This is a genomic window from Lawsonibacter faecis (assembly GCF_014287675.1).
GTDB classification, from domain to species: Bacteria; Bacillota; Clostridia; order Oscillospirales; family Oscillospiraceae; genus Pseudoflavonifractor; species Pseudoflavonifractor faecis.
On the sequence record NZ_JACOPQ010000003.1, the window covers coordinates 329,840 to 350,485 of the forward strand.

General features: G+C 60.8%; 20 protein-coding genes. 3 read left to right on the forward strand and 17 right to left on the reverse strand.

Going from position 1 to position 20,646, the window contains the following annotated elements; translation table 11 throughout:
• Nucleotides 1–52: 52 nt before the first annotated feature.
• Both greA and H8S62_RS05705 read right to left on the reverse strand, forming a co-directional pair.
• Nucleotides 53–526, reverse strand: coding sequence for a transcription elongation factor GreA (gene greA / locus H8S62_RS05700; protein ID WP_155148192.1), 474 nt, complete (start codon nucleotides 524–526; stop codon nucleotides 53–55).
• 312 nt (nucleotides 527–838) lie between these two features.
• Nucleotides 839–1,549 (reverse strand): hypothetical protein, encoded by a 711-nt coding sequence (locus tag H8S62_RS05705; protein WP_155148193.1) that lies wholly within the window; start codon nucleotides 1,547–1,549, stop codon nucleotides 839–841.
• A 284-nt stretch (nucleotides 1,550–1,833) separates the two neighbouring features.
• On the opposite strand from H8S62_RS05705, the gene H8S62_RS05710 reads away from it, so the two are divergent.
• Both H8S62_RS05710 and H8S62_RS05715 read left to right on the forward strand, forming a co-directional pair.
• Nucleotides 1,834–3,387, forward strand: a complete 1,554-nt coding sequence (locus H8S62_RS05710; protein ID WP_186918748.1) for an alkaline phosphatase — start codon at nucleotides 1,834–1,836, stop codon at nucleotides 3,385–3,387.
• Between the two features lie 151 nt (nucleotides 3,388–3,538).
• The gene (locus H8S62_RS05715; protein ID WP_155148197.1) at nucleotides 3,539–4,696 is read left to right on the forward strand and encodes a YibE/F family protein; all 1,158 of its coding nucleotides are present in this window, start codon (nucleotides 3,539–3,541) and stop codon (nucleotides 4,694–4,696) included.
• Nucleotides 4,697–5,106: 410 nt separating this feature from the next.
• Here H8S62_RS05715 and H8S62_RS05720 read toward each other — a convergent pair whose 3' ends face one another.
• From H8S62_RS05720 to H8S62_RS05745, 6 genes are all read right to left on the reverse strand, one after another.
• Nucleotides 5,107–6,288 carry a S41 family peptidase gene (locus H8S62_RS05720; RefSeq protein ID WP_186918749.1) on the reverse strand — a complete coding sequence of 394 codons (1,182 nt, stop codon included), beginning with the start codon at nucleotides 6,286–6,288 and terminating at the stop codon, nucleotides 5,107–5,109.
• A 111-nt stretch (nucleotides 6,289–6,399) separates the two neighbouring features.
• Complete coding sequence (locus tag H8S62_RS05725; protein WP_155148202.1) at nucleotides 6,400–7,677, reverse strand: murein hydrolase activator EnvC family protein; 1,278 nt, start codon at nucleotides 7,675–7,677, stop codon at nucleotides 6,400–6,402.
• 16 nt (nucleotides 7,678–7,693) lie between these two features.
• Complete coding sequence (ftsX, locus tag H8S62_RS05730) at nucleotides 7,694–8,593, reverse strand: permease-like cell division protein FtsX (protein WP_155148204.1); 900 nt, start codon at nucleotides 8,591–8,593, stop codon at nucleotides 7,694–7,696.
• A complete protein-coding gene (ftsE, locus tag H8S62_RS05735) occupies nucleotides 8,577–9,269 on the reverse strand; it encodes a cell division ATP-binding protein FtsE (RefSeq protein WP_155148206.1) in 693 nt (230 codons plus the stop codon). Before ftsE ends, ftsX begins: the two co-directional genes overlap by 17 nt.
• Nucleotides 9,270–9,434: 165 nt before the next feature.
• Nucleotides 9,435–10,526, reverse strand: a complete 1,092-nt coding sequence (locus H8S62_RS05740; RefSeq protein ID WP_186918750.1) for a PucR family transcriptional regulator — start codon at nucleotides 10,524–10,526, stop codon at nucleotides 9,435–9,437.
• A gap of 194 nt (nucleotides 10,527–10,720) precedes the next feature.
• On the reverse strand, nucleotides 10,721–11,455 hold the full coding sequence (locus tag H8S62_RS05745) for a pseudouridine synthase (RefSeq protein ID WP_186918751.1): 735 nt from the start codon (nucleotides 11,453–11,455) through the stop codon (nucleotides 10,721–10,723).
• Between the two features lie 198 nt (nucleotides 11,456–11,653).
• On the opposite strand from H8S62_RS05745, the gene H8S62_RS05750 reads away from it, so the two are divergent.
• Nucleotides 11,654–12,130, forward strand: coding sequence for a DUF4830 domain-containing protein (locus H8S62_RS05750; RefSeq protein WP_341481021.1), 477 nt, complete (start codon nucleotides 11,654–11,656; stop codon nucleotides 12,128–12,130).
• 318 nt (nucleotides 12,131–12,448) lie between these two features.
• On the opposite strand, the gene H8S62_RS05755 is transcribed toward H8S62_RS05750, so the two are convergent.
• The 9 genes from H8S62_RS05755 to H8S62_RS05795 form a co-directional block, all read right to left on the reverse strand.
• On the reverse strand, nucleotides 12,449–13,036 hold the full coding sequence (locus H8S62_RS05755; protein ID WP_186918752.1) for a hypothetical protein: 588 nt from the start codon (nucleotides 13,034–13,036) through the stop codon (nucleotides 12,449–12,451).
• Nucleotides 13,037–13,068: 32 nt separating this feature from the next.
• A complete protein-coding gene (locus H8S62_RS05760; protein WP_155148212.1) occupies nucleotides 13,069–13,632 on the reverse strand; it encodes a hypothetical protein in 564 nt (187 codons plus the stop codon).
• Between the two features lie 70 nt (nucleotides 13,633–13,702).
• Nucleotides 13,703–14,539: a mechanosensitive ion channel family protein gene (locus H8S62_RS05765; RefSeq protein WP_243141783.1), complete on the reverse strand. Its 837-nt coding sequence runs from the start codon at nucleotides 14,537–14,539 to the stop codon at nucleotides 13,703–13,705.
• A 203-nt stretch (nucleotides 14,540–14,742) separates the two neighbouring features.
• On the reverse strand, nucleotides 14,743–15,945 hold the full coding sequence (tuf, locus tag H8S62_RS05770; RefSeq protein ID WP_155148216.1) for an elongation factor Tu: 1,203 nt from the start codon (nucleotides 15,943–15,945) through the stop codon (nucleotides 14,743–14,745).
• A gap of 229 nt (nucleotides 15,946–16,174) precedes the next feature.
• Nucleotides 16,175–18,283 carry an elongation factor G gene (gene fusA / locus H8S62_RS05775; RefSeq protein WP_155148218.1) on the reverse strand — a complete coding sequence of 703 codons (2,109 nt, stop codon included), beginning with the start codon at nucleotides 18,281–18,283 and terminating at the stop codon, nucleotides 16,175–16,177.
• 15 nt (nucleotides 18,284–18,298) lie between these two features.
• Nucleotides 18,299–18,769 carry a 30S ribosomal protein S7 gene (gene rpsG, locus H8S62_RS05780; protein ID WP_173023938.1) on the reverse strand — a complete coding sequence of 157 codons (471 nt, stop codon included), beginning with the start codon at nucleotides 18,767–18,769 and terminating at the stop codon, nucleotides 18,299–18,301.
• Between the two features lie 291 nt (nucleotides 18,770–19,060).
• Nucleotides 19,061–19,483, reverse strand: coding sequence for a 30S ribosomal protein S12 (rpsL, locus tag H8S62_RS05785; RefSeq protein ID WP_155148223.1), 423 nt, complete (start codon nucleotides 19,481–19,483; stop codon nucleotides 19,061–19,063).
• A 100-nt stretch (nucleotides 19,484–19,583) separates the two neighbouring features.
• The gene (locus H8S62_RS05790; protein WP_155148225.1) at nucleotides 19,584–19,826 is read right to left on the reverse strand and encodes a ribosomal L7Ae/L30e/S12e/Gadd45 family protein; all 243 of its coding nucleotides are present in this window, start codon (nucleotides 19,824–19,826) and stop codon (nucleotides 19,584–19,586) included.
• Nucleotides 19,827–20,091: 265 nt separating this feature from the next.
• Complete coding sequence (locus H8S62_RS05795) at nucleotides 20,092–20,448, reverse strand: GNAT family N-acetyltransferase (protein WP_341481022.1); 357 nt, start codon at nucleotides 20,446–20,448, stop codon at nucleotides 20,092–20,094.
• Nucleotides 20,449–20,646: the final 198 nt, after the last annotated feature.

The following is a 20,646-nucleotide window of genomic DNA, read 5'->3' on the forward strand; positions in this document are numbered from 1 at the left end:
CCCGGCAATTACCCGGCCCGCGCCATGCGCGGCGGCCCCTGTCACCGGGGCGTTATTTTCCTATCTCAATTACACGATAGTGCAGAGTCCCGGCGGGGGCCTCCACGATCACATCCTCGCCCACAGCCTTGCCCAGCAGGGCCCGGCCGAAGGGGGAATCCTCGGAGATGCGGCCGTTCATGGGGTCGGCCTCCTGTGAGCCCACGACCTCGTAGGTCTCCTCCTCCTCAAACTCCACGTCCATTACTTTAATCTTGCTGCCCAGGCGGACGGTCTTGCCGTCGTGGGGCTCCTCCTCGATGACCAGGCAGTTCTCCAGGATATTCTCCACTTCCGCAATGCGGGAGTAGAGCTTGCCCTGCTCGTTCTTGGCCTCGTCGTACTCGCTGTTCTCGCTGAGGTCGCCAAAGGAGCGGGCCTCCTTGATCTGCTCGGCCACTTCCTTCTCACGAACGGTTTTCAGGTAGAGGAGCTCTTTCTTGAGCTCTTCAAAACGTTCCGGGCTGAGTTTGAATTCTTTCGCCATGTTGCTGCGCACACCTTTCTTTTCAGACTGCCAGTCTTCTGCCGACATTTAAGAATAAGGAGCCGGAAAAACCGGCTCGGTGATTTTGGATATAAAACTTCATGCGCCATAGTTGCGCACTCCAGAGAATGCAAAACTGTCAAGCGCATGAAGTAATTGCACATACGGCCCGTCCGGCCCGCGCGCTATCCGCTCAGCCGCGGCCCGGAAGAGACCGCACGGCATAATTGCCGCGCAATTTTGTATAACAAGAAAAACACTATCTGCGTGCAATAGTGACGCTACGTATTATATGTAGTTTGGATGGTTCTGTCAAGTCAATTTATTGGCAAACACTGTTAGTTCGTCCTGAGAAATTCTTCCTTCCTCCCACAGTGCAGCCAGCAGGGGAAGCGTGTCGAATTCCGGCGGAAGCCTTTTTTCCGTGAGACCGAGGGCCATGCCCAGGAGGTCCGGCTCAGGCCCGTAAAGCCGCAGCTGCGTCTCCCCGTCTCCGCCGGACTGCGAAAAGCCGACCGTCAGCTCCCCCCGCCCCTCCTCCAGGACGGGCACGCCGTACTCCCGCCGCAGGTGGTCCGCCAGCGCCCCGCCGCCGGACGGCGCCTCCACCACCAGTCCGCGTACGCGGGCGCACAGCTGCACCGCAGCCTGAAAAAAGGGCCGGGATACCCGGTTGCCCCGGAGCGCCACCGTGGCCCGGGCAGGGTCGACGCCGCGCTTCTCCAGTGCCGCCAGCGCCAGGGGCGCGGCCATCGCCTGGCAGAGCGCCTCCGGGTCCACGTCCCGCAGCCCCCACTGTCCCAGGACGGGCCGCCAGGGGAAGTCCGCCTCCGTCAGCACCCGGCGAACCCCCTCCGCCGCCAGCGCTCTTGCAGCCTTGCCCACCCGCCGCTCCACCGCCCTGGGCCGGGCTCCCTCCGGCGCGGGCACCGACGCGCGCAGCAGCGGCAGGCCCAGTACGGTTTCCCGCTCCAGCACCGGGGCGCGCCCCTTCTCCTCTATGATAATGATATGGCCCAGCATAGGCGCCCTCCTTTGATGGCGGCATGAAAATGCGGCGCAAGTTCCTGAGGCCTCACCTTTTTGAATCGCCTCCTTCCACAGCGGAATGCACCGTGTTTTCTCCTTTCCATTTTTCATTTTGTGAGAGCATATGCCGCCGCCGCCTTTACAATGCCAGTCTTTTTCTTACACGGATTTTGCACTTCTTTACCATTGCCCGGTAGCGGCATTTTTCCTCCCGCCGTATCATTAGGACGTGTTCTGCGAAAGATCAATTAAGCGAAAATGAACGGAGGAAATTTGATATGAAGCTCAAGCGCACCCTTGCCCTCTCCCTGGCCGCCGTGACGCTGGCCGGAACGCTGGCCGGCTGCGGCGGCACCGCCGCGGGAGAGCCCCAGTCCCCGGACACCGGTCTTCCCGCATCCGCCCCGGCGGTCCAGTCCCTCTCCGCCGCCGCGCCTCAGGCCGCCAGAAGTCCCAAGTACGTCTTCCTCTTCATCGGCGACGGCATGAGCTATCCCCAGTTCCAGGCCGCCTCCGACTATCTGGGCGCAATGGCTGACGACGACGACGGCATTCTCGGCGGAAACGTCCCCCTCTCCTTCATGAACTTCCCCGTGGCCGGCAGCGCCGTGACCTACGACTCCACCTCCTTCTGCCCCGACTCGGCCTCCACCGCCACCGCCATCTCCACCGGCCACAAGACCTATTCCGGCACCATCAACATGGATGAGACCGCCACCGTGGCCTATGAGACCATCGCCGAGCAGCTCAAGGCACAGAAGAATTTCAAAATCGGCGTCATCTCCTCCGTCAACCTGAACCACGCCACCCCAGCAGCGTTCTACGCCCACCAGGCCAGCCGCGGCAGCTACTACGAGATTGGCGAGGAACTGGTGCAGTCCGGCTTCGAGTACTTTGCCGGCGGCGGCCTGCTCAAGCCCACCGGCTCCGACAGCGACAAGACCAGTCTCTACGACCTGGCCGCCCAGGCGGGCTACAAGGTCGTTCAGACCCAGGCCGGGGCCGAGAAGGTCACCGCTGCGGACGGCAAGGTTCTCATCATCGACGAGCATCTCGCCGACTCCGACGCCTTCGCCTATGAGAATGACCGGCCCGAGGGTGACTGGGCCCTCAGCGACTATGTGGCCAAGGGCATCGAGGTCTTGGACAATGACACCGGTTTCTTCATGATGGTGGAGGGCGGCAAAATCGACTGGGCCTGCCACGCCAACGACGCCGGCTCCACCATCGCCGACACCATCGCCCTCTCCGAAGCGGTAGACGTTGCCATCGAGTTCGCCAAAAGCCATGCCGATGAGACCCTCATCGTCGTCACCGGCGACCACGAGACCGGCGGCCTGACCATCGGCTATGCCGGCACCGACTACGACACCTATCTCGCCAACCTCTCCAACCAGAAAATCTCCTACGCCAAGTTTGACAGCGACTATGTGGCCAAATACAGGGAGAACAAGACCTCCTTTGAGGATGTGCTTAAAGATGTGGAGGCCCTCTTCGGCCTCAAGACCACCGGCGGTGAGGGCGATACCCTGGTCCTCACCGAGTACGAGCTGGGCCTGCTGAAGTCCGCCTACGAAAAAACCATGTCCGAAGCCGGCTCCAAGGAGTACACCCAGGCGGAATATGTCCTCTACGGCACCTATGAGCCGCTCTCCGTCACCATTACCCACCTGCTCAACAACAAGTCAGGCATCAGCTTCGCCTCCTACGCCCACACTGGCCTGCCCGTGGCCGTCTTCGCACAAGGCGCCGGCGAGGAGCTCTTTGAGGGCTTCTACGACAACACCCAGATTTACGCCAAGATGGCCTCTCTCCTGGGTGTCGCCGAATAGGTGTTTCTCTCCCCTCCCACAGCAATCCAGCGCAGAGGATGCGGCCGAAGGGCCGCATCCTCTGCGCTGGATTGGGGGTGCTCACCCACTTTATGCCCCGCCCTTGCCCAGCGCTCCCCACTACACTTTTACCGGAAGGGGCCACAAGCCCATGAAGCTTCTCCATGATTCCGCCAGGCTCCGCTACCACGCCCCCGCGGCGGTCTGCCTGCTGCTCATCGCCGTGCTGCTCCTCCTCCCCACCGGGTTTGAGGACACGGCGATCTACCAGGGGGCGGACCGGGTCTCCGCCCGGGTAATCTCCACCGATAACTCCGCCATCATCGATACCGGCCTGGTCCGCTCCGGCGAGCAATTTTGTACGCTGGAGCTGCTGGGCGGCCGCTTCCAGGGCAGGACGGTCCAGGGCGTAAACCTCCTGAACGGCTCCCTGGAGCTGGACAAGCTCTTCTCCCCGGGCGACAAAGCCCTGGTGGTGGTCAGCTTCCGGGGGGATGCGGTGAATAACGTCACTATGATCGACCACGACCGCATGGGCGCGGAGGGGCTCCTGGCCCTGCTCTTCGCGGTCTTTCTCGTCCTCTTCGCCGGGAAGACCGGCGTCCGGGCCATCGCCTCCTTCGTCCTGACGGTGCTGATGCTTTGGAAGGTGCTGGTGCCGGTCTATCTCAAGGGGCATAACCCCATCCTCACCGGTCTGGCCATCACCCTGGGGCTGACGGTGCTGATCATCTCCCTGGTCTACGGCTTCGACCGCCGGTCCCTGGCCGCCGTCTCGGGGGCGTTTCTGGGCATTCTGGTCACCTGCGTGCTGGGGATGCTCTTCACCGACCTCTTTCAAATCCACGGCGCGGTGATGGCCAATTCGGAGAGCCTGCTCTACAGCGGCTATCAGGACCTGAACCTGACCCGCATCTTTATGGCCTCCATCTTTATCGGCTCCTCCGGCGCGGTGATGGATCTGGCGGTGGACATCTGCTCGGCGGTAAACGAGGTGGTGGAGAAGCGCCCCGACATCGGCTGGCGTGAGGCGGTGCGCTCCGGCATGAATGTGGGCCGTGCCGCCATGGGCACCATGACCACCACCCTCCTGCTGGCCTACTCCGGGGGCTACGTGGCTCTTCTCATGGTCTTCATGGCTCAGGGCACGCCTGTGGTCCACATTCTCAATTACAAGTACGTCTCCGCCGAAATCATCCACACGGTGGTGGGTTCTTTTGGGTTGGTGACGGTAGCCCCCTTCACCGCCCTCACCAGCGGCTGGCTCCTGACACGAAGTCAAAAGGCCGTATCCGCTTCAGGCTGTTAAAAAACCTCCGCGGAGAAAGCTCGATCCTATCCGTCATACAGCCTTCTGTCAAAGAAGCCCCGAGGGGCTTCCTTGACAGACTGAAACGGAGGGCCGCCCCGGCCGGGGCGGCCCTCCGTTTTTCTCAGAGTCCCAATGCTTCCTTGCCCAAAATGACGTTAATCCGATCCTTCAACCGCTGTCTGCCCGTTCTGGGATACGTGCAGCATACCCTGTCCGGGCTGGTGCAGCCGGAGGTCATGTCCGTTCTCCCCCCTCTTCGGAAAACAGGAATGCGTCTTCCGCGGAGTACCCGCGATACTCCACCGCCCGGCACAGGGAGACGCCCGCCTTCTCCACCGTATGATTTCCGAAGGAATCATTCCGTGCATGCGCAGCTATGAGGCGGGTTTACAGTCAAGCCTTTTGCCTCATTCAGGCTGTTTTTTCTCTTCCAGCAGCTTGATGGCGGCCTGGAGGGGCGCGTCGTCCCCACGGGGAAGCTTTCCGGCTTTCAGGAGGGCGTTCTCCTCGTCGGTGAGCACGCACTCCTGGTCCAGAGTCACGCCGGTGCCGATGAGGCTGGTCCCCTGGCCGGTGAAATAGGCCCCGGTGGAGATACCCAGCCCGCCCCCGCCGGGGAGGGGATAGGTCTGCTGGGAGTACCCCTTTCCCGTGGTCTCCTCCCCCACGATGACTCCCACACCCCACTCCTGAAGCTCTGCGCCGAAAAATTCCGCGGCGGAGTAGGTGCTCTTGTTGACCAGGGTGGCCATAGGGAGGTCGATGCAGTGGGCGTCGGAGTTGGTCACCTGCTCATTCCCGGCGCGGTCCCGGCTGCGGAAGATGGGACCCTCGGGCAGCAGGTAGTCCAGCATCTCGGTCAGCTCATCCAGATAACCCCCGCCGTTGTTGCGCATATCGAAGACCAGGGATACAGCCCCCTGTCCAACCAGGTCGTCCACCGCCGCCTTCATGCCGTCGGCGCTGCGCCTGTAGAAGTTTTTGATCTGGATGTAGCCCACGTTCCCGTCCAGCATCTCGTACTCCACAGGGTTGGTCTCCAGTTTCTCCCGCGCTACCTCCACGGTGCGCTCGGTCCCGTCGGCGGCCATAATGCCCAGGGAGACCGGCGTGCCCGCCTCCCCCTGGATGAGGTTCACGCCCTCGTACCGGGCCTCACCGGCCAAGGAGGTTCCCTCCGCGGAGATAATGATATCCCCCGCCTGAAGCCCCGCCTTCTCAGCCGGTCCGCCCTCATTGACAATGGTCACCAGCAGTCCCCGTTCGTCCTCGTAGGACACGGTGACGCCGATGCCCACGTACTGGTTCTGCCGCCGCTCCTGGTTGGCGGCGTAGCTCTCAGGGTTCAGGTAGTAGGACCAGCGGTCGTTCAGCCCGGCCACCATGCCGCTCATGGCGGCGTCCGTCACGCCTTCCTTCTCATACTCGCCCACAAAGCGGGTGTTGATGAGGGCCAGCCCCTCCAGCAGGGTCAGCCCCTGGGCGCCTATCGTCAGCCAGGCCGCCAGGGCAACGCCCCCCAGGGAGATCACCAGGGTCAAAACGACGGACAGCACGACGGCAAGGGCGGAAAAACGCTTTTTTCTCATAAGAAATGCTTCCTTTCAGGATGAGAGCCGGGCGGCTCCCGCTATAAAGAAAATCAGGAGCGGGCGAGGGGCACATACGCCCCTCGCCTGCTCCCAACACACACAGCAAAATCACTCGTTATACTTGCGGTAGAACGGCAGGTTCGGCCAGTACTTCTCCGGATTCACACGGGTGCCGTTGACTCGGATCTCCAGGTGGAGGTGGTTGCCGGTGGAATTACCGGTGGAGCCCACATAGCCGATGGTATCGCCCTGATTCACCACCTGGCCGGCGGAGACGCCCCGCTTGCTCATGTGGGCGTACAGGCTGGAGGTCCCGTCGCCGTGGCTGATGACCACATAATTGCCGTAGGAGCTGCCGTACTCCGAGATGGTGACCACGCCGCTCTTCACCGCTTTGATGGCAGTGCCGTAAGGTGCGGCGATATCGGTGCCCGTATGGCTGTGAGGCCGCCCCGTGATGGGGTGAATACGGTAGCCGAAAGCGGAGGTCAGGGTCATACAGGAGGTGGGCAGGGGGTACATCCAGTCGCCGCTGACGGCGAACTTAATCTGGTTTTGGCGGATCTTCTCCTCCAGGTCCTTCTGCGCCTTGGCGATGGCGGCGTTGACCCGCTCCTCCTCGGCGGCCTGCTCGTCCAGCAGCTTCTGGGTGGCGGCTACGTCGGCCTCCGCGTCCTTGAGAACCTGGATGGCCTCGGCCACCTTAATGGCCTGCTCGTCCCGCTGCTGGTCCAGCAGCTCCTTCTGGGACTGCTGCTCGGCCTGGGCCTCCTCCAGGCTGGCCAGGGTGTCGGCCACAGCCTGCCGGTCGGCCTGGAGCTGCTCAATCACGGCGTTATCGTAGTCCATCACATCCTGGATATCCACCGCCCGGCTGAGCAGCTCCGAGAAGCTGCCCGCGGAGAAGAGGATGGACCAGTAAGAGGTGTTTCCCGCCTCCTCCATCGCCCGGACCCGTTTGCAGAACAGCTCATACTGGGCCTGCTCCTTGGCCTGGGCCTGGACCAGATTGGACTCCTCCCGAAGGATGAGCTGGTCATAGTAGGCGATCTGCTGCTCTGTATTGGAGATCTCCTGGTCAATATAGGCCAGCTCCTGGTCGCGGATCTGCTTCTCCTGGAGGGCCTGGTCTTTCACGCCCTTCACATTGGACAGCTGCTGCTGGAGCTCGGCCTTCTTGTCCTTCATATCGGCGGCGTCGCCCTTGAGGCTGGAGATCTGGTCCCTGAGCTCCGCCTCGGTGGCCGCGTGGGCCCCGCCCAGGATCATGGTGAACATCGGCAGCAGGAGCAGCAGCGCCATCACCAGCGCCAGCACCGCCACGACGATACGCCGTCCGTCCCAGTAGCCCTTCTTCTTTTGCTGTTTCTGGTTTTTCTGTGCCATGGGGTCCTCCTTGCCGTTAAACCTGTAAGAACTTGCGGATGGCCACCATACTGCCGCCCACGCCCACCACAAGGCCTGTGCCGGCGAAGACGCCCAGCACCTCCAGGGCCATGTTCTTGAAGGGGATGACCGTGATGAGGCGGATGGTGTCGGACGAGGTGATGGCCTGGCCGATAAGGCCGTATACCCCCCACTGGAGGAAGAAGGCCAGCACCGCGCCCGCAAGTCCCAAAAGCATACCCTCAAAGACGAAGGGCCAGCGGACAAAGCCGTTGGTGGCGCCGCACATCTTCATAATGGCGATCTCGTCCCGCCGGGTGAAGGTGCCCAGCTTGATGGTGTTGGCGATGATGAAGAGGGACATGACCACCAGCATCACCACCAGAATCACCGCAACGCCGGAGGCCACGTTGCGCACGACCACAAAGCCGTTGGCGACCTCGCTCTCCGCCCGGGTGTTGACGACGCCCTCGACCTCCTCCACCGCTTTCACAGTGGCGCCGAACTGCTCGATACTCACAACCTTGATGCCGAAGCGGTCCCGGTAGACCTCGTCGGGCAGGTCCTGAAACATGGCGGCGTTTTCAGTGCCCTCGTACTTCTCCGCAAAATCTTCCTTGGCCTGGCTCTTGCTGGTGAAGGTGACCTCCTTCACGTTGGGCACCTGCTCCAGCCTGGTTTTCAGGTCCATCACCTGCTGCTGGCTGTAGGTCTCGTCCACAAAGGCGAAGAACTCGTTCTGCTGCTCCAGGTCGCCCAGCATGCCGCCCACGTTGACCGCCACCAGGGAGAAGGAGCCCATGATCAGCAGACACGCCACAATCATGCAGACTGCGGCGAAGGACATCAGCCCGTGGGTGAAGATGCTGTGAAAGCCCTCGGAGAGAAAATATGTAAAGTTAAATCGTTGTCTCATTATTATAATACCCGCCTGTCCCGTCGCTGATGATCCTGCCGCTCTCAATGGCCACCACCCGCTTGGAAAAGCGGTTGACCAGTTCCTTCTCGTGGGTGACCACGAGGACCGTGGTGCCCAGCTCGTTGATACGCTCCAGAAGCATCATAATCTCCAGGGAGCGCTGTGGGTCCAGGTTGCCGGTGGGCTCGTCGGCAATGATCATGCTGGGGTTGTTGACCAGGGCCCGGGCGATGGCGACGCGCTGCTGCTCGCCGCCGGAGAGCTGGTCGGGCCGCATATCCTTCTTTTTGCTCAACCCCACCAGCTCCAGCACATAGGGGACGCGCTTGCGGATCTCCCGGGGCGTGGCCCCCACCACCCGCATGCCGAAGGTGAGGTTCTCCGCCACCGTCTTTTTGTTGATGAGCCGGAAGTCCTGGAAAATAACCCCCAGCGTGCGGCGCAGATAGGGCACCTGGCGGGGTGTGATATTGTTCAGATTGTAGCCGTTGACCATAAGCCGCCCGTCGCTGGGGGCGATCTCGGCGGTGAGGAGCTTGATGATGGTGGACTTGCCCGAGCCGGACGGCCCCACCAGGAACACAAACTCCCCATCGTCAATCCGCAGATTGACCCCCTTGAGGGCCTTGGTGCCGTTATCATACGACTTGTAGATGTCGATCAGACGAATCATTCGGTTACCTCAATCAGCATGAGAAATTGACAATTGACCCGCCGGCAAGGGCGAAAAGACGGGCCGCCAATGGCCGCCCCTACATGGCGCACCCTGTAGGGACCGCCGTTGGCGGCCCGCCGCTCTTGTCGCTGTCGGTACTCAATTGTCAATTCATTTGTATGTTCAGGATTCAATGCCCCTGGAGATCAGATACTTCTTAACCATCAGCGCCACCTTGAAGGTGATGGCGTCGTCAAACTCCCGCAGATCCAGCCCCGTGAGTTTCTTAATCTTCTCCAGGCGGTACACCAGGGTGTTCCGGTGGACAAAGAGCTTCCGGGCGGTCTCGGAGACGTTCAGGTTGTTCTCAAAGAACTTATTGATGGTGAAGAGCGTCTCCTGGTCCAGGGCGTCGATGGGATTCTTCTTAAAGACCTCCTGAAGGAACATCTCGCAGAGGGTGGTGGGAAGCTGATAGATAAGCCGCCCGATGCCCAGGTTCTCGTAGTTGATGATGGACTTCTCGGTGTCGAAAACCTTGCCCACGTCGATGGCCACCTGGGCCTCCTTGTAGGCGCGGGCCAGATCCCGGATGTGGCCCACGATGGTGCCGATGCCGATGACGGCCTTCACGTTCAGCTCCTCGGCCAGGGCGTCCTCGATCTGCTTGGCGACCTTAAAGAGCTCCTTGCTCTCGGTCCCCTCGCCCAGCTGCTTGATGAGAGCCACGTCGGTCTCGCTGATGGAGAGGACGAAGTCCACCTGCTTGTCGGGGAAGAGGGACTGGACCACATCGATGGCGGCCACATCCGAGCTGCCCACCTGACGGATCAGGAAGACGGCGCGGGGCACCTCGGAGATAAAATGAAGCTCCTTGGCCCGGACGTAGATATCGCCCAGGAGGATGTTGTCGGAGATGATGTTCTTGACGAACGTGGCCTTGTCGTGCTTCTCCTCATAGTAGCTCTTGGCCCCGTTCAGGGCCACCGCCGCCATGGAGCAGAGCATCCGGGCGCTCTCATCCTCGCCCCGGACAAAGACCGCGTAGTCAAACTGGGAGCTCCAGCCGGTCAGGGGCTTGAAGGTCTTCCCCTCAAAGGTGACCAGGCTGTTCTCGCCGCCGTTGACGGCCTCCACCGCGCCGGGCCAGCGCTCGCCGATGCTGGTCAGCTCATTGCAGGCCACCACCGTACCCTCGGAATCGATCACGCCGATGGCGCGATCGCTACTGTCCTTCATCTGCAACACAACGCTCTGGAAAATCCGGCTGGACATTGTGATAGCCTCCCTCATAGCATTCTCATGGGAACGCACATTTTCCTTTACAGTATAACGGATTTTTTTGTGCATTACAATAGGGAATGCAAATTTTTTTGTGGATATTGCCGAAAAACTGTACGAAATCTTGTGAGCCTCGACACGGCGCGGGAAAGGCGCCCTCGCATCCCCAGTTTCTTCCTCGGTTTTTGCTAGTCCCTTCCAGCACGGCCATCCCGCCCGCGCAGGCCCTCGGTTTCATCCGCCGTCAGGGGCCGCCACTCCCCCTTTCCCAGCCCGGGGTCCAGGGCGAGAGGTCCCATGGCAAGCCGCTTCAAATAGGTCACGTTTTTCCCTCTGGCGGAGAGCATCCGCTTGATTTGGTGGTACTTCCCCTCCCGCAGGGTGACGAGCGCCTCGTCGCCCGCCGGGCACTCCAGCAGCTCCAGCCCTGCCGGGAGGCAGCGCAGGCCGTCCGGGAGCGTCATGCCCTCCTCAAAGGCCCTCACGTCCTCCCCGTCCAGCCGTCCGTCCACCCGGACAAAGTAGCGCTTGTCCACATGGTTTTTGGGGGATAGCAGCTCGTGGGCCAGGGCGCCGTCGTTGGTGAGCAGGAGCAGCCCCTCCGTGTCCCGGTCCAGCCGACCCGCCGGGAAGAGGCCGATTTTCCGCAAGTGCTCCGGCAGCAGCTCCAGGACGGTCTTCTGCCGGGGGTCCTCGGTGGCGGAGACCAGTCCTGCGGGCTTGTGGAGCATAAGATACGTGAATTTTTCCGCCAGGACGGACTCCCCGTCCACCCGCAGGTCCAGTCCCTCCCGCTCATATTTCTCCTCCGGGCTCTTCACCAGGGCGCCGCATGCCCGCACCCGTCCCGCCCGCACCAGCTCCTTAACCTCCCGGCGGGACCAGCGGCCGGTGGAGGCAAGTATTTTGTCCAGTCTCTCCATATACGCTCTGTCGCGCCTGCGTTTCCCCCCATCCGGGCCGTTCAGCCCTGCGGCTGCGACGCATCCGCTCCCTGCTTAGCTCCGCTGCCTGGAAATTCGGCGCTTCCTCCTTGTCCTATTTCGTTCTATTTTATCATATCCGCGCCGGGAAAGACATATGAATTAGCACGACAAGGTAAGAGAAGGGAGCGTTGCGCTGTGTTTATTTTTACCGCCAAACTGAACCGCAGAAAGCTGGTGATGGGGGCCGCGGCGGTGCTGGTCCTCTGCGGTGTGGCGGTGGCCGCTGTGGCCGGCCTGCGGGCCAGCGGTGCCGTCGTATCCACGTCGGCCAGCCCCAAGGGAGTCAAATCCAACGACGACCGGGTGGCCTACCTGGAGAGCTACGGCTGGACCGTGGACCCGGAGGCAGTCTCTGTGGAGGAGCTGGTCATTCCCGAGGAATTCGACGATACCTATACCCAGTACCTGGCCCTCCAGTCCGCCCAGGGCTTCGACCTGACCAAGTACGCCGGCAAGCGGGTCAAGCGCTTTGCCTATACCATCACCAACTACCCCAGCGGCGAGACCGGCGTCCAGGCGGGCCTGCTGGTCTACAAGAATACCGTCATCGGCGGGGAGGTCCTCTCCAGCCAGATGGACGGCTTTATCCACGGCCTGGAGCTGCCCTCGTGAAAGGCAAACGCCGCGCTCGTCTCGTGCCGTGCCGCCGGGCCGAAGCGCACATCGGGCCCCGGAAGCCCCGCGGGGCTTCCGGGGCTTCATTGACAGAAGGCTGCCTGACGGCTGGGGCTCGATTTTTTTGGGGAAAAAGTCGCCCCGGCGCCATGAGAAGCGTCCTTACTGAGAATCATGTCCCCGACGGATATTTATTTGACTGCGTCGTCTGCGGACGACAGAACTTTGCCAGGCTTGCTCTGCGGAGGGTTTTTTGACAGCGTGAAGCCCCGGCGGCCCAAATGGGCCGCCGGGGCTTCACGTACGCTCGCTGCTTTAAATGCCGAGCAGTATGCGGCGGCTGCGGACGAGGTAGATGAGATAGACCGTCTCCCCCGCCAGCCGCAGAAATAAATAGGAGATGTACAGGACGGCGGAGGTCATCGAGCCATAGAAAAAAACAATCGCCAGGTTGCTCAGCAGCGACAGCACTGTGAGGCCGGCATAAACCCGCCAAATCCAGGCGCTGGAGTAGGCCGTCTCAAGTTCGCCGGCCTCCACGAAAAGCCCGGCGGTGGCCCGGCAGATGAAAAAGACCGTCACCAGCTCAAGACCCACGCTGCATACGGCCAGGACGGTCTGGAACAGCTCCGCCGTAACCACGCCGTAAGCGCCGCTCACAATCACATTGGCCGCCGCGCACCAGAGGGCGCTGCGGTAGCACACATGGGCCGGGGCGGCGCCGGCGAGACCAATTAGAATCATCACAAAGCCCGCCAGATTCACCAGGCTCCCCAGGTACATCATGGGGAGGAGCAGCAGGAGTTGGGCCACTCCGTAGAGCAGCAGCGCCGCCATCAGCAGGATTTCACCCAGGAGCACCTTATGCAGCCCCTGTGCCGCGGCAATGGATGGACGTTCCATGCGCGTTCTCCCCTCTTCTGTCTTTCTCCCGCTCAGGCCAGCAGGGACTGGTAGGCCCGGTACAGGAAGATCAGATAGAGGACGGACGCCACCAGAGAGACAACGCCCGCAATAACTGCGGGAACAGCCGCCAGAAGATTCAGCAGCGGGATCCAGCCCACCAGAATGCACAGGACGCTCACCGCCGTACATCCGCCGAAGAGCTTCCAGATCAGGGCGGCGCGGTCCGCCTGGGCCAGATCGCCCTTGGACTCCAGCAGCATGCCGCTGGCAGTGCAGACATAGTAGGTCACCAGGAAGGACACGACGCTGGCGGCGATGGTTACGATTCCGCCCAGAAAACCCCTGCTGAACATATTCCCCAGCACGCTCAGGACCATGCCCGCAACGGTCATCACCATGGCGCTGCGGAAATTTTGGTGCGCGGCGCCCGCCTTGGCAAGGCCCACCAGACACATAATGCCGCCGGCCAGCACGCAGATTACGCCGAGAATTGCGCTGAGAACCGCAGCCGGTACGGCGGCGATGGTCACTATCTCCCCCCAGAACATCAGCTTCAGTCCGCCGCCTGCAAGCTCGTAATCGCTGTAATTCATACCAAATTCCTCCCACATTTTATTTGTGCCCAAATCAATGGCGGCCGTCCTCAGGCGGCCGGGTGCCGCCTCACTTATCCATCATATGCACGTTCAGGTGGTTGTACGTCATCTCGATGCCGCTTCGGTCGAACGCCTCCTTCACCTGCTCCAGCAGGTCGCTGTAGAGGTCCCAGTAGTCCTCCGTAGCGCACCAGACCCGGACGGTATACTCGATGGAGCTGTCCTTGTAGGCGCTGACCCGGACGAAGGGCTCCGGGGTGAAAAGGGCCTTGGGATGGGCGCCGACGACCCCTTGGATACTCCTTTTTACCAGCTCCACAGGCGCGTCGTAGGAGGTGTTGAACTTGAGATCCACACGCCGGGTCTCCTGGCTGGTGTAGTTGGTGATCTTCTCCTTGGCGATTTCGCCGTTGGGCACGAAGGTCAGCTTGTTGTCAAAGGTCTTCATGCGGGTATAGACCAGCCCGATATCGGCCACCGTGCCGCCCATGCCGCCCGCCTCGATATAGTCGCCCACCTTGAAGGGCTTGGAGACCAGAATCATGATTCCGCCCGCCAGATTGGAGAGCGTCCCCTGAATGGCCAGCGAGATGGCCAGCCCCGCAACGGAGAATATGGCTATCAGGCTGGTTACGTTTACGCCGAGAAAACCCAGTACGGTTGCGATAGCGATAAACCAGAGCAAAATCCGTGCAACCGACTTGATAAAGGTGTGCAGACTCCGCTCTACGCCAATCCGTTTGATTGCCCGCTCCACCAGGGACATTATTATCTTAATCACAACCGCACAGGCGATGATAATTAAAATCGTGTACAGCAGTTTACGCCATGTAATAGGAACCTTTGCTGCCGACGCCAGTGAGTCGATAAACTCCGGAGCGGCTGTAGAGATTACGTCAGTCATCATAATACCTCTCAGGGCTGTAAAATGAATTACCAGAAAGAATTGTATCATAAACTGTACCGCGGCGCAAGCAGAGCCAAAGCTTCGATTATCCGTACTTTCGTTGATTGCCAACAGGCTGTCAACGAAACCCCTGGGGGCTTCGTTGACAAGCTAAAAGGACTCCCGCCAATTGGCGGGAGTCCTTTTAATCAGAAGCAAAATTACTTCTCCTCGACCTCGATAACGACGCCGGAGCCAACAGTACGGCCGCCCTCGCGGATAGCGAAGCGGAGGCCCTTCTCAATGGCGATGGGGGTGATCAGCTCAACGTTCATGTCGACGTTATCGCCAGGCATGCACATCTCGGTGCCCTCGGGCAGAGTGATGACGCCGGTCACGTCGGTGGTACGGAAGTAGAACTGAGGACGATAGTTGTTGAAGAAGGGGGTATGACGGCCGCCCTCGTCCTTGGACAGGACGTAGACCTGGCCCTTGAACTTGGTGTGGGGATGGATGGAGTTGGGCTTGCAGAGAACCTGGCCGCGCTCCACGTCCTTCTTGTCGATGCCGCGGAGCAGAGCGCCGATGTTGTCGCCGGCCTCAGCGTAATCCAGCAGCTTGCGGAACATCTCAATGCCGGTGATGGTGGTCTCGCGGGGGTCGTCCATCAGACCGACGATCTGGACCTTGTCGCCCATGTTGACCTGGCCACGCTCCACACGGCCGGTGGCAACGGTGCCGCGGCCGGTGATGGTGAACACGTCCTCGACGGGCATCAGGAAGGGCAGGTCAGCCTTACGCTCAGGAGTGGGGATATAGCTGTCGACAGCGTCCATCAGCTCCTTGATGCAGGCGTAGTCGGGATCGTCCACGCCGCCCTCGCAGGTCAGAGCGTTCAGCGCGGAGCCCTTGATGACGGGGATGTCGTCGCCGGGGAACTCGTACTTGCTGAGGGTCTCGCGGACCTCCATCTCGACCAGCTCCAGCAGTTCCTCGTCGTCGACCTGATCGCACTTGTTCAGGAAGACCACGATGGCGGGCACGCCCACCTGACGGGCCAGCAGGATGTGCTCCTTGGTCTGGGCCATGGGGCCGTCGGTGGCGGCGATAACCAGGATAGCGCCGTCCATCTGAGCAGCGCCGGTGATCATGTTCTTGATATAGTCGGCGTGGCCCGGGCAGTCAACGTGGGCATAGTGACGGGCGTCGGTCTCGTACTCGACGTGGGCGGTGTTGATGGTGATGCCGCGCTCGCGCTCCTCGGGAGCCTTATCGATGCTGGAGTAGTCCTCGTACTGAGCCTTGCCCTGCAGGGCCAGATACTTGGTGATGGCGGCGGTCAGGGTGGTCTTGCCGTGGTCGACGTGGCCGATGGTGCCGATGTTCACGTGGGGCTTCGTACGCTCAAACTTCTGCTTAGCCATGTTTGGATATCCTCCTTAAATACATTTTAACAATGTTTAATCTGTCATATTGGGAAATGCGAAAATATTTTATCGCATTGCGGTGGAAATTGCAATACCCGATTGATTCCATCGGTCGCAGCCTGTGGAATCAAAGCCGTCCTCCGTGGAATTTCATTCCCCGGAAATGACCGCGGGGCGCGCCGCCGGTACGGGCAGGCACCCGTCGGTATCGGATACCCGCCGAATATTAATCCGCGGTGTTGCGGCCGCGCTCGGTGATGATCTTGTCGGCGATGCTCTTGGGAATCTCCACATAGCTGTGGGGCTCCATGGAGTACTGGCCGCGGCCCTGAGTGGAGGAGCGCAGGTCAGTGGCGTAGCCGAACATCTCGCTCAGGGGCACCAGGGCGTCGATCTGGGTGGCGCCGGTGCGGGCCTCGGTGCCCTGGATCATGCCGCGGCGGGAGCTCAGGTCGCCCATAACGTCGCCCATATACTCGTCGGGCGCAATGGCGGAGACCTTCATGATGGGCTCCAGCAGGATGGGGTTCGCCTTCCGGCAGGCCTCCTTGAAGGCCATGGAGCCGGCGATCTTGAACGCCATTTCGGAGGAGTCGACCTCGTGGTAGGAGCCGTAGGTCAGCGTGACCTTCACGTCCACCACGGGATAGCCGGCGAGCACGCCGGCCAGCATGGCGCCCTGGATACCCTGGTCAACGGCCGGGATATACTCCTTGGGGATGACGCCGCCGGTGATGGCGTTGACGAACTCGTAGCCCTTGCCGGACTCGTTGGGCTCGACAGTGATGCGGACGTGGCCGTACTGGCCCTTACCGCCGGACTGACGGGCGTACTTGGTGTCCTGCTCGACGGACTTCTTGATGGTCTCCTTGTAGGCGACCTGGGGCGCGCCCACGTTGGCCTCCACCTTGAACTCGCGGAGCAGGCGGTCGACGATGATCTCCAGATGGAGCTCGCCCATGCCGGCGATGATGGTCTGCCCGGTCTCCTCGTCGGTCCAGGTACGGAACGTGGGGTCCTCCTCCGCCAGCTTCACCAGCGCGAGGCCCATCTTTTCCTGGCCCGCCTTGGTCTTGGGCTCGATGGCCACGCGGATAACGGGGTCGGGGAACTCCATGGACTCCAGAATGATGGGATGCTTCTCATCACACAGGGTGTCGCCCGTGGTGGTATTCTTCAGACCCACGGCCGCCGCGATATCGCCGGAGTAGACCTCTTCGATATCCTCGCGGTGGTTGGCGTGCATCTGGAGGATACGGCCGATGCGCTCACGCTGCTTCTTGGTGGAGTTGAGCACGGTGGAGCCGGTGGCCAGATGGCCGGAATAGACCCGGAAGAAGCTCAGACGGCCCACATAGGGGTCGGTCATAATCTTGAAGGCCAGGGCGGAGAAGGGGGCGTCGTCGTCGGAAGGACGCTCATCCTCCTCCTCGGTGTCGGGATCGGTGCCCTTGATGGCGGGGATGTCGGTGGGGGAGGGCATATAATCCACGATGGCGTCCAGCAGCTTCTGCACGCCCTTGTTGCGGTAAGAGGTGCCGCAGGTCACGGGGACCATCAGGTTCTCAATGGTGCCCTTGCGAATGGCCTTGCGGATGAGCTCCACGGGGATATCCTGCTCCTCCAGGGCCAGCTCCATGATCTCGTCGTCGATGTCGGCGACAGCGTCGATGAGCTTGGTGCGGTACTCCTGGGCGAGCTCCAGCATATCGGCTGGGATCTCCTCCACGCGCATATCCTTGCCCATGTCGTCGTAGTACACGTCGGCATTCATCTCCACCAGGTCGATGATGCCCTTAAAGGTATCCTCGCTGCCGATGGGGAGCTGAATGGGCACGGCGTTGCACTTGAGGCGGTCATGGATCATGTCCAGCACGTGGTAGAAATCAGCGCCCATGATGTCCATCTTGTTGACGTAGATCATGCGGGGGACCTTGTAGTGGTCCGCCTGACGCCAAACGGTCTCGGACTGGGGCTCGACGCCGCCCTTCGCGCACATCACGGTCACGCTGCCGTCCAGCACACGCAGGGAACGCTCCACCTCGACGGTGAAGTCCACGTGGCCCGGGGTGTCGATGATGTTGATGCGGGTCTGGGGGAACTGCTCCTTGGAGCCCTTCCAGTAGCAGGTGGTGGCGGCGGAGGTGATGGTGATGCCGCGCTCCTGCTCCTGGGCCATCCAGTCCATGGTGGCGGTACCGTCGTGGGTCTCGCCAATCTTGTAGTTGACGCCGGTATAATAGAGGATACGCTCGGTCGTGGTAGTCTTGCCCGCATCGATGTGGGCCATGATACCAATGTTGCGGGTATTCTCTAAGGTAACTTTCCTAGGCATACATTAACTCCTTAATTACCAGCGGTAATGCGCGAAGGCCTTGTTGGACTCGGCCATCTTATGGGTGTCCTCACGCTTCTTCACAGCGGAGCCGAGGCTGTTGGCGGCGTCCATGATCTCGCCGGCCAGACGCTCCTTCATGGTCTTCTCGCTGCGGTTGCGGGAGTAGGTGGTGAGCCACCGCAGACCCAGGGTCTGACGGCGCTCAGGACGCACCTCAATGGGCACCTGATAGGTGGCGCCGCCCACACGGCGGGCCTTGACCTCCAGAGAAGGCATGATGTTCTCGATGGCGGCGGTAAAGACATCCAGGGGATCCTTGTCGGTCTTCTCCTTGATGATGTCAAACGCGCCGTAGACCACCTTCTGGGCCACGCCCTTCTTGCCGTCGAGCATGATGCTGTTGACGAGCTTGGTAACCAGTACGGAGTTATACAGCGGGTCGGGCAAAACCTCCCGCTTGGGTACGTTTCCTCTTCTGGGCACTTTGCTTCCCTCCTTCATATAGGAATGATTTCATAGGTACTCGAAACCTGTTCAAGCCAGGCTCCGTGTAAAGACAAGTGCCTGCTTGTCCCAGTGCCCCGCGAGAAAACGTTTTATATCGCTTCGGAGTCCCACCGCTACGCCCCCGCCGGGGGCGGACCGTGGGGTTCCTTAGCCCTATAAACGCTTCGTCACAAGGACAACTGCCTTGCGCATCCGCGCAAAATTCAATTCAGTTTCGTGTCGGGCGCAGCAGTGCTGCACGCCGTCCACCGTAATTTTCTGCGAAAATTACTTCTTGCCGGCCTTGGGACGCTTCGCGCCGTACTTGGAGCGGGACTGCATCCGGCCGTTGACGCCCTGGGTATCCAGAGTGCCGCGGATGATGTGGTAACGAACGCCGGGAAGGTCCTTGACACGGCCGCCGCGGATCATAACCACGGAGTGCTCCTGCAGATTGTGGCCGACGCCGGGGATATAGGCGGTGACCTCGTAGCCGTTGGTGAGCTTCACACGGGCGATCTTACGCAGCGCCGAGTTAGGCTTCTTCGGGGTGGAGGTACGAACGGCGGTGCAGACGCCACGCTTCTGAGGAGAAGGCAGGTCGGTCTCGCGGTTCTTCAGGGTGTTCAGGCCATGCTGCATGGCGGGGGAGGTGGACTTGTAGGTCACCTTCTCGCGGCCCTTGCGGACGAGCTGGTTAAACGTAGGCATGGTTTTCCTCCTTTCTCAACGAATAAAATATATTTTAACAAAATAATACAGATATTATTCTGTTAAAAACAAATAGAAGCGCCGAGGCGTACAGCGCACATTACCTCAGCAGTGCGGCTACGGCGCTGCCCACGGCAATCCCGCAGGCGGAGCCCAGTTCCTTCATGGAGGGAACCTTGACCACATCCACGCCCTGTTCGGCGCTGAGGGCCTCCACGGGCTCGGTCACCCTGGGGTCGGCATCCCCGGCCAGGAAGACCCGGAGGACTTTTCCGTCGTTCAGCGCGCGTTTGGTCTGTTTGACGCCTACCACTTTGGGTCCGGTCTTCAGTTCGGTCAGCATCCGGCATGCCTCCTTCTCTTGGGCTACAACGGAAAGCGGGTTTTGAGTGCCCAATTTTTTCCGTTTGGCAGGCACACCTGCGCAATTTGGGATTATATCATATCGAAAGGCGATAGTCAAGCACAAAAAGCCTTGCAAACACAAGGTTTCCGCCCCTCCCCCACTCCCCTGCCGCTTCTCACAAAAGCCCGGGACGTTCACTGGGACCGTCTATGCAGTTTTACCTATTATATATAAGGAGGCGGGGTGTCCGCACTGCGGCCGCTCAAAGCGCCTTGACATAGATGCTTCTATCCGTGTTGAACGTAAAACCGCTGGCCAGAAGCAGACCGCAGTACGCCCTATTCTTCTGATCCGGCGCAGCCACGATTCTCTCCGCACCGCCGTGGGCCCTTATCCGCTCCGTGAGGGCGGTCACAATCTGCCTTCCGATCCCCCTGCGCAGATAACCCGTCTCCCCAATCAGATAATCAATGCTGTAGGAACCGCCCATCGCCGAAAAGCCCTCCCATAGCTCGTCGCTGTCCGCGCAGGCATAGTACCGGCAAAACCCGATGGGCTTTCCCCCGCACTCCACAATAGAGTGGTGAAGCCAGCGAAACGCGCCGTCCTGCTTTTCCACCTCCTCCATTCAGTCCAGCGGATGTTCATACCAGTCTGCGACATGCGGCGTGTACAGCCACTCCGGAAGACCGGCAAATCATCCACGTCCATTTTCCGCAGTTCAATCGCCATTCGGCCGCTCCTCCTGTGTCGGGAATCGTTTTGATTCTACCATATGCCAAGTGGTATTGCCACCCGCGCCGGTCTGACAAAACGC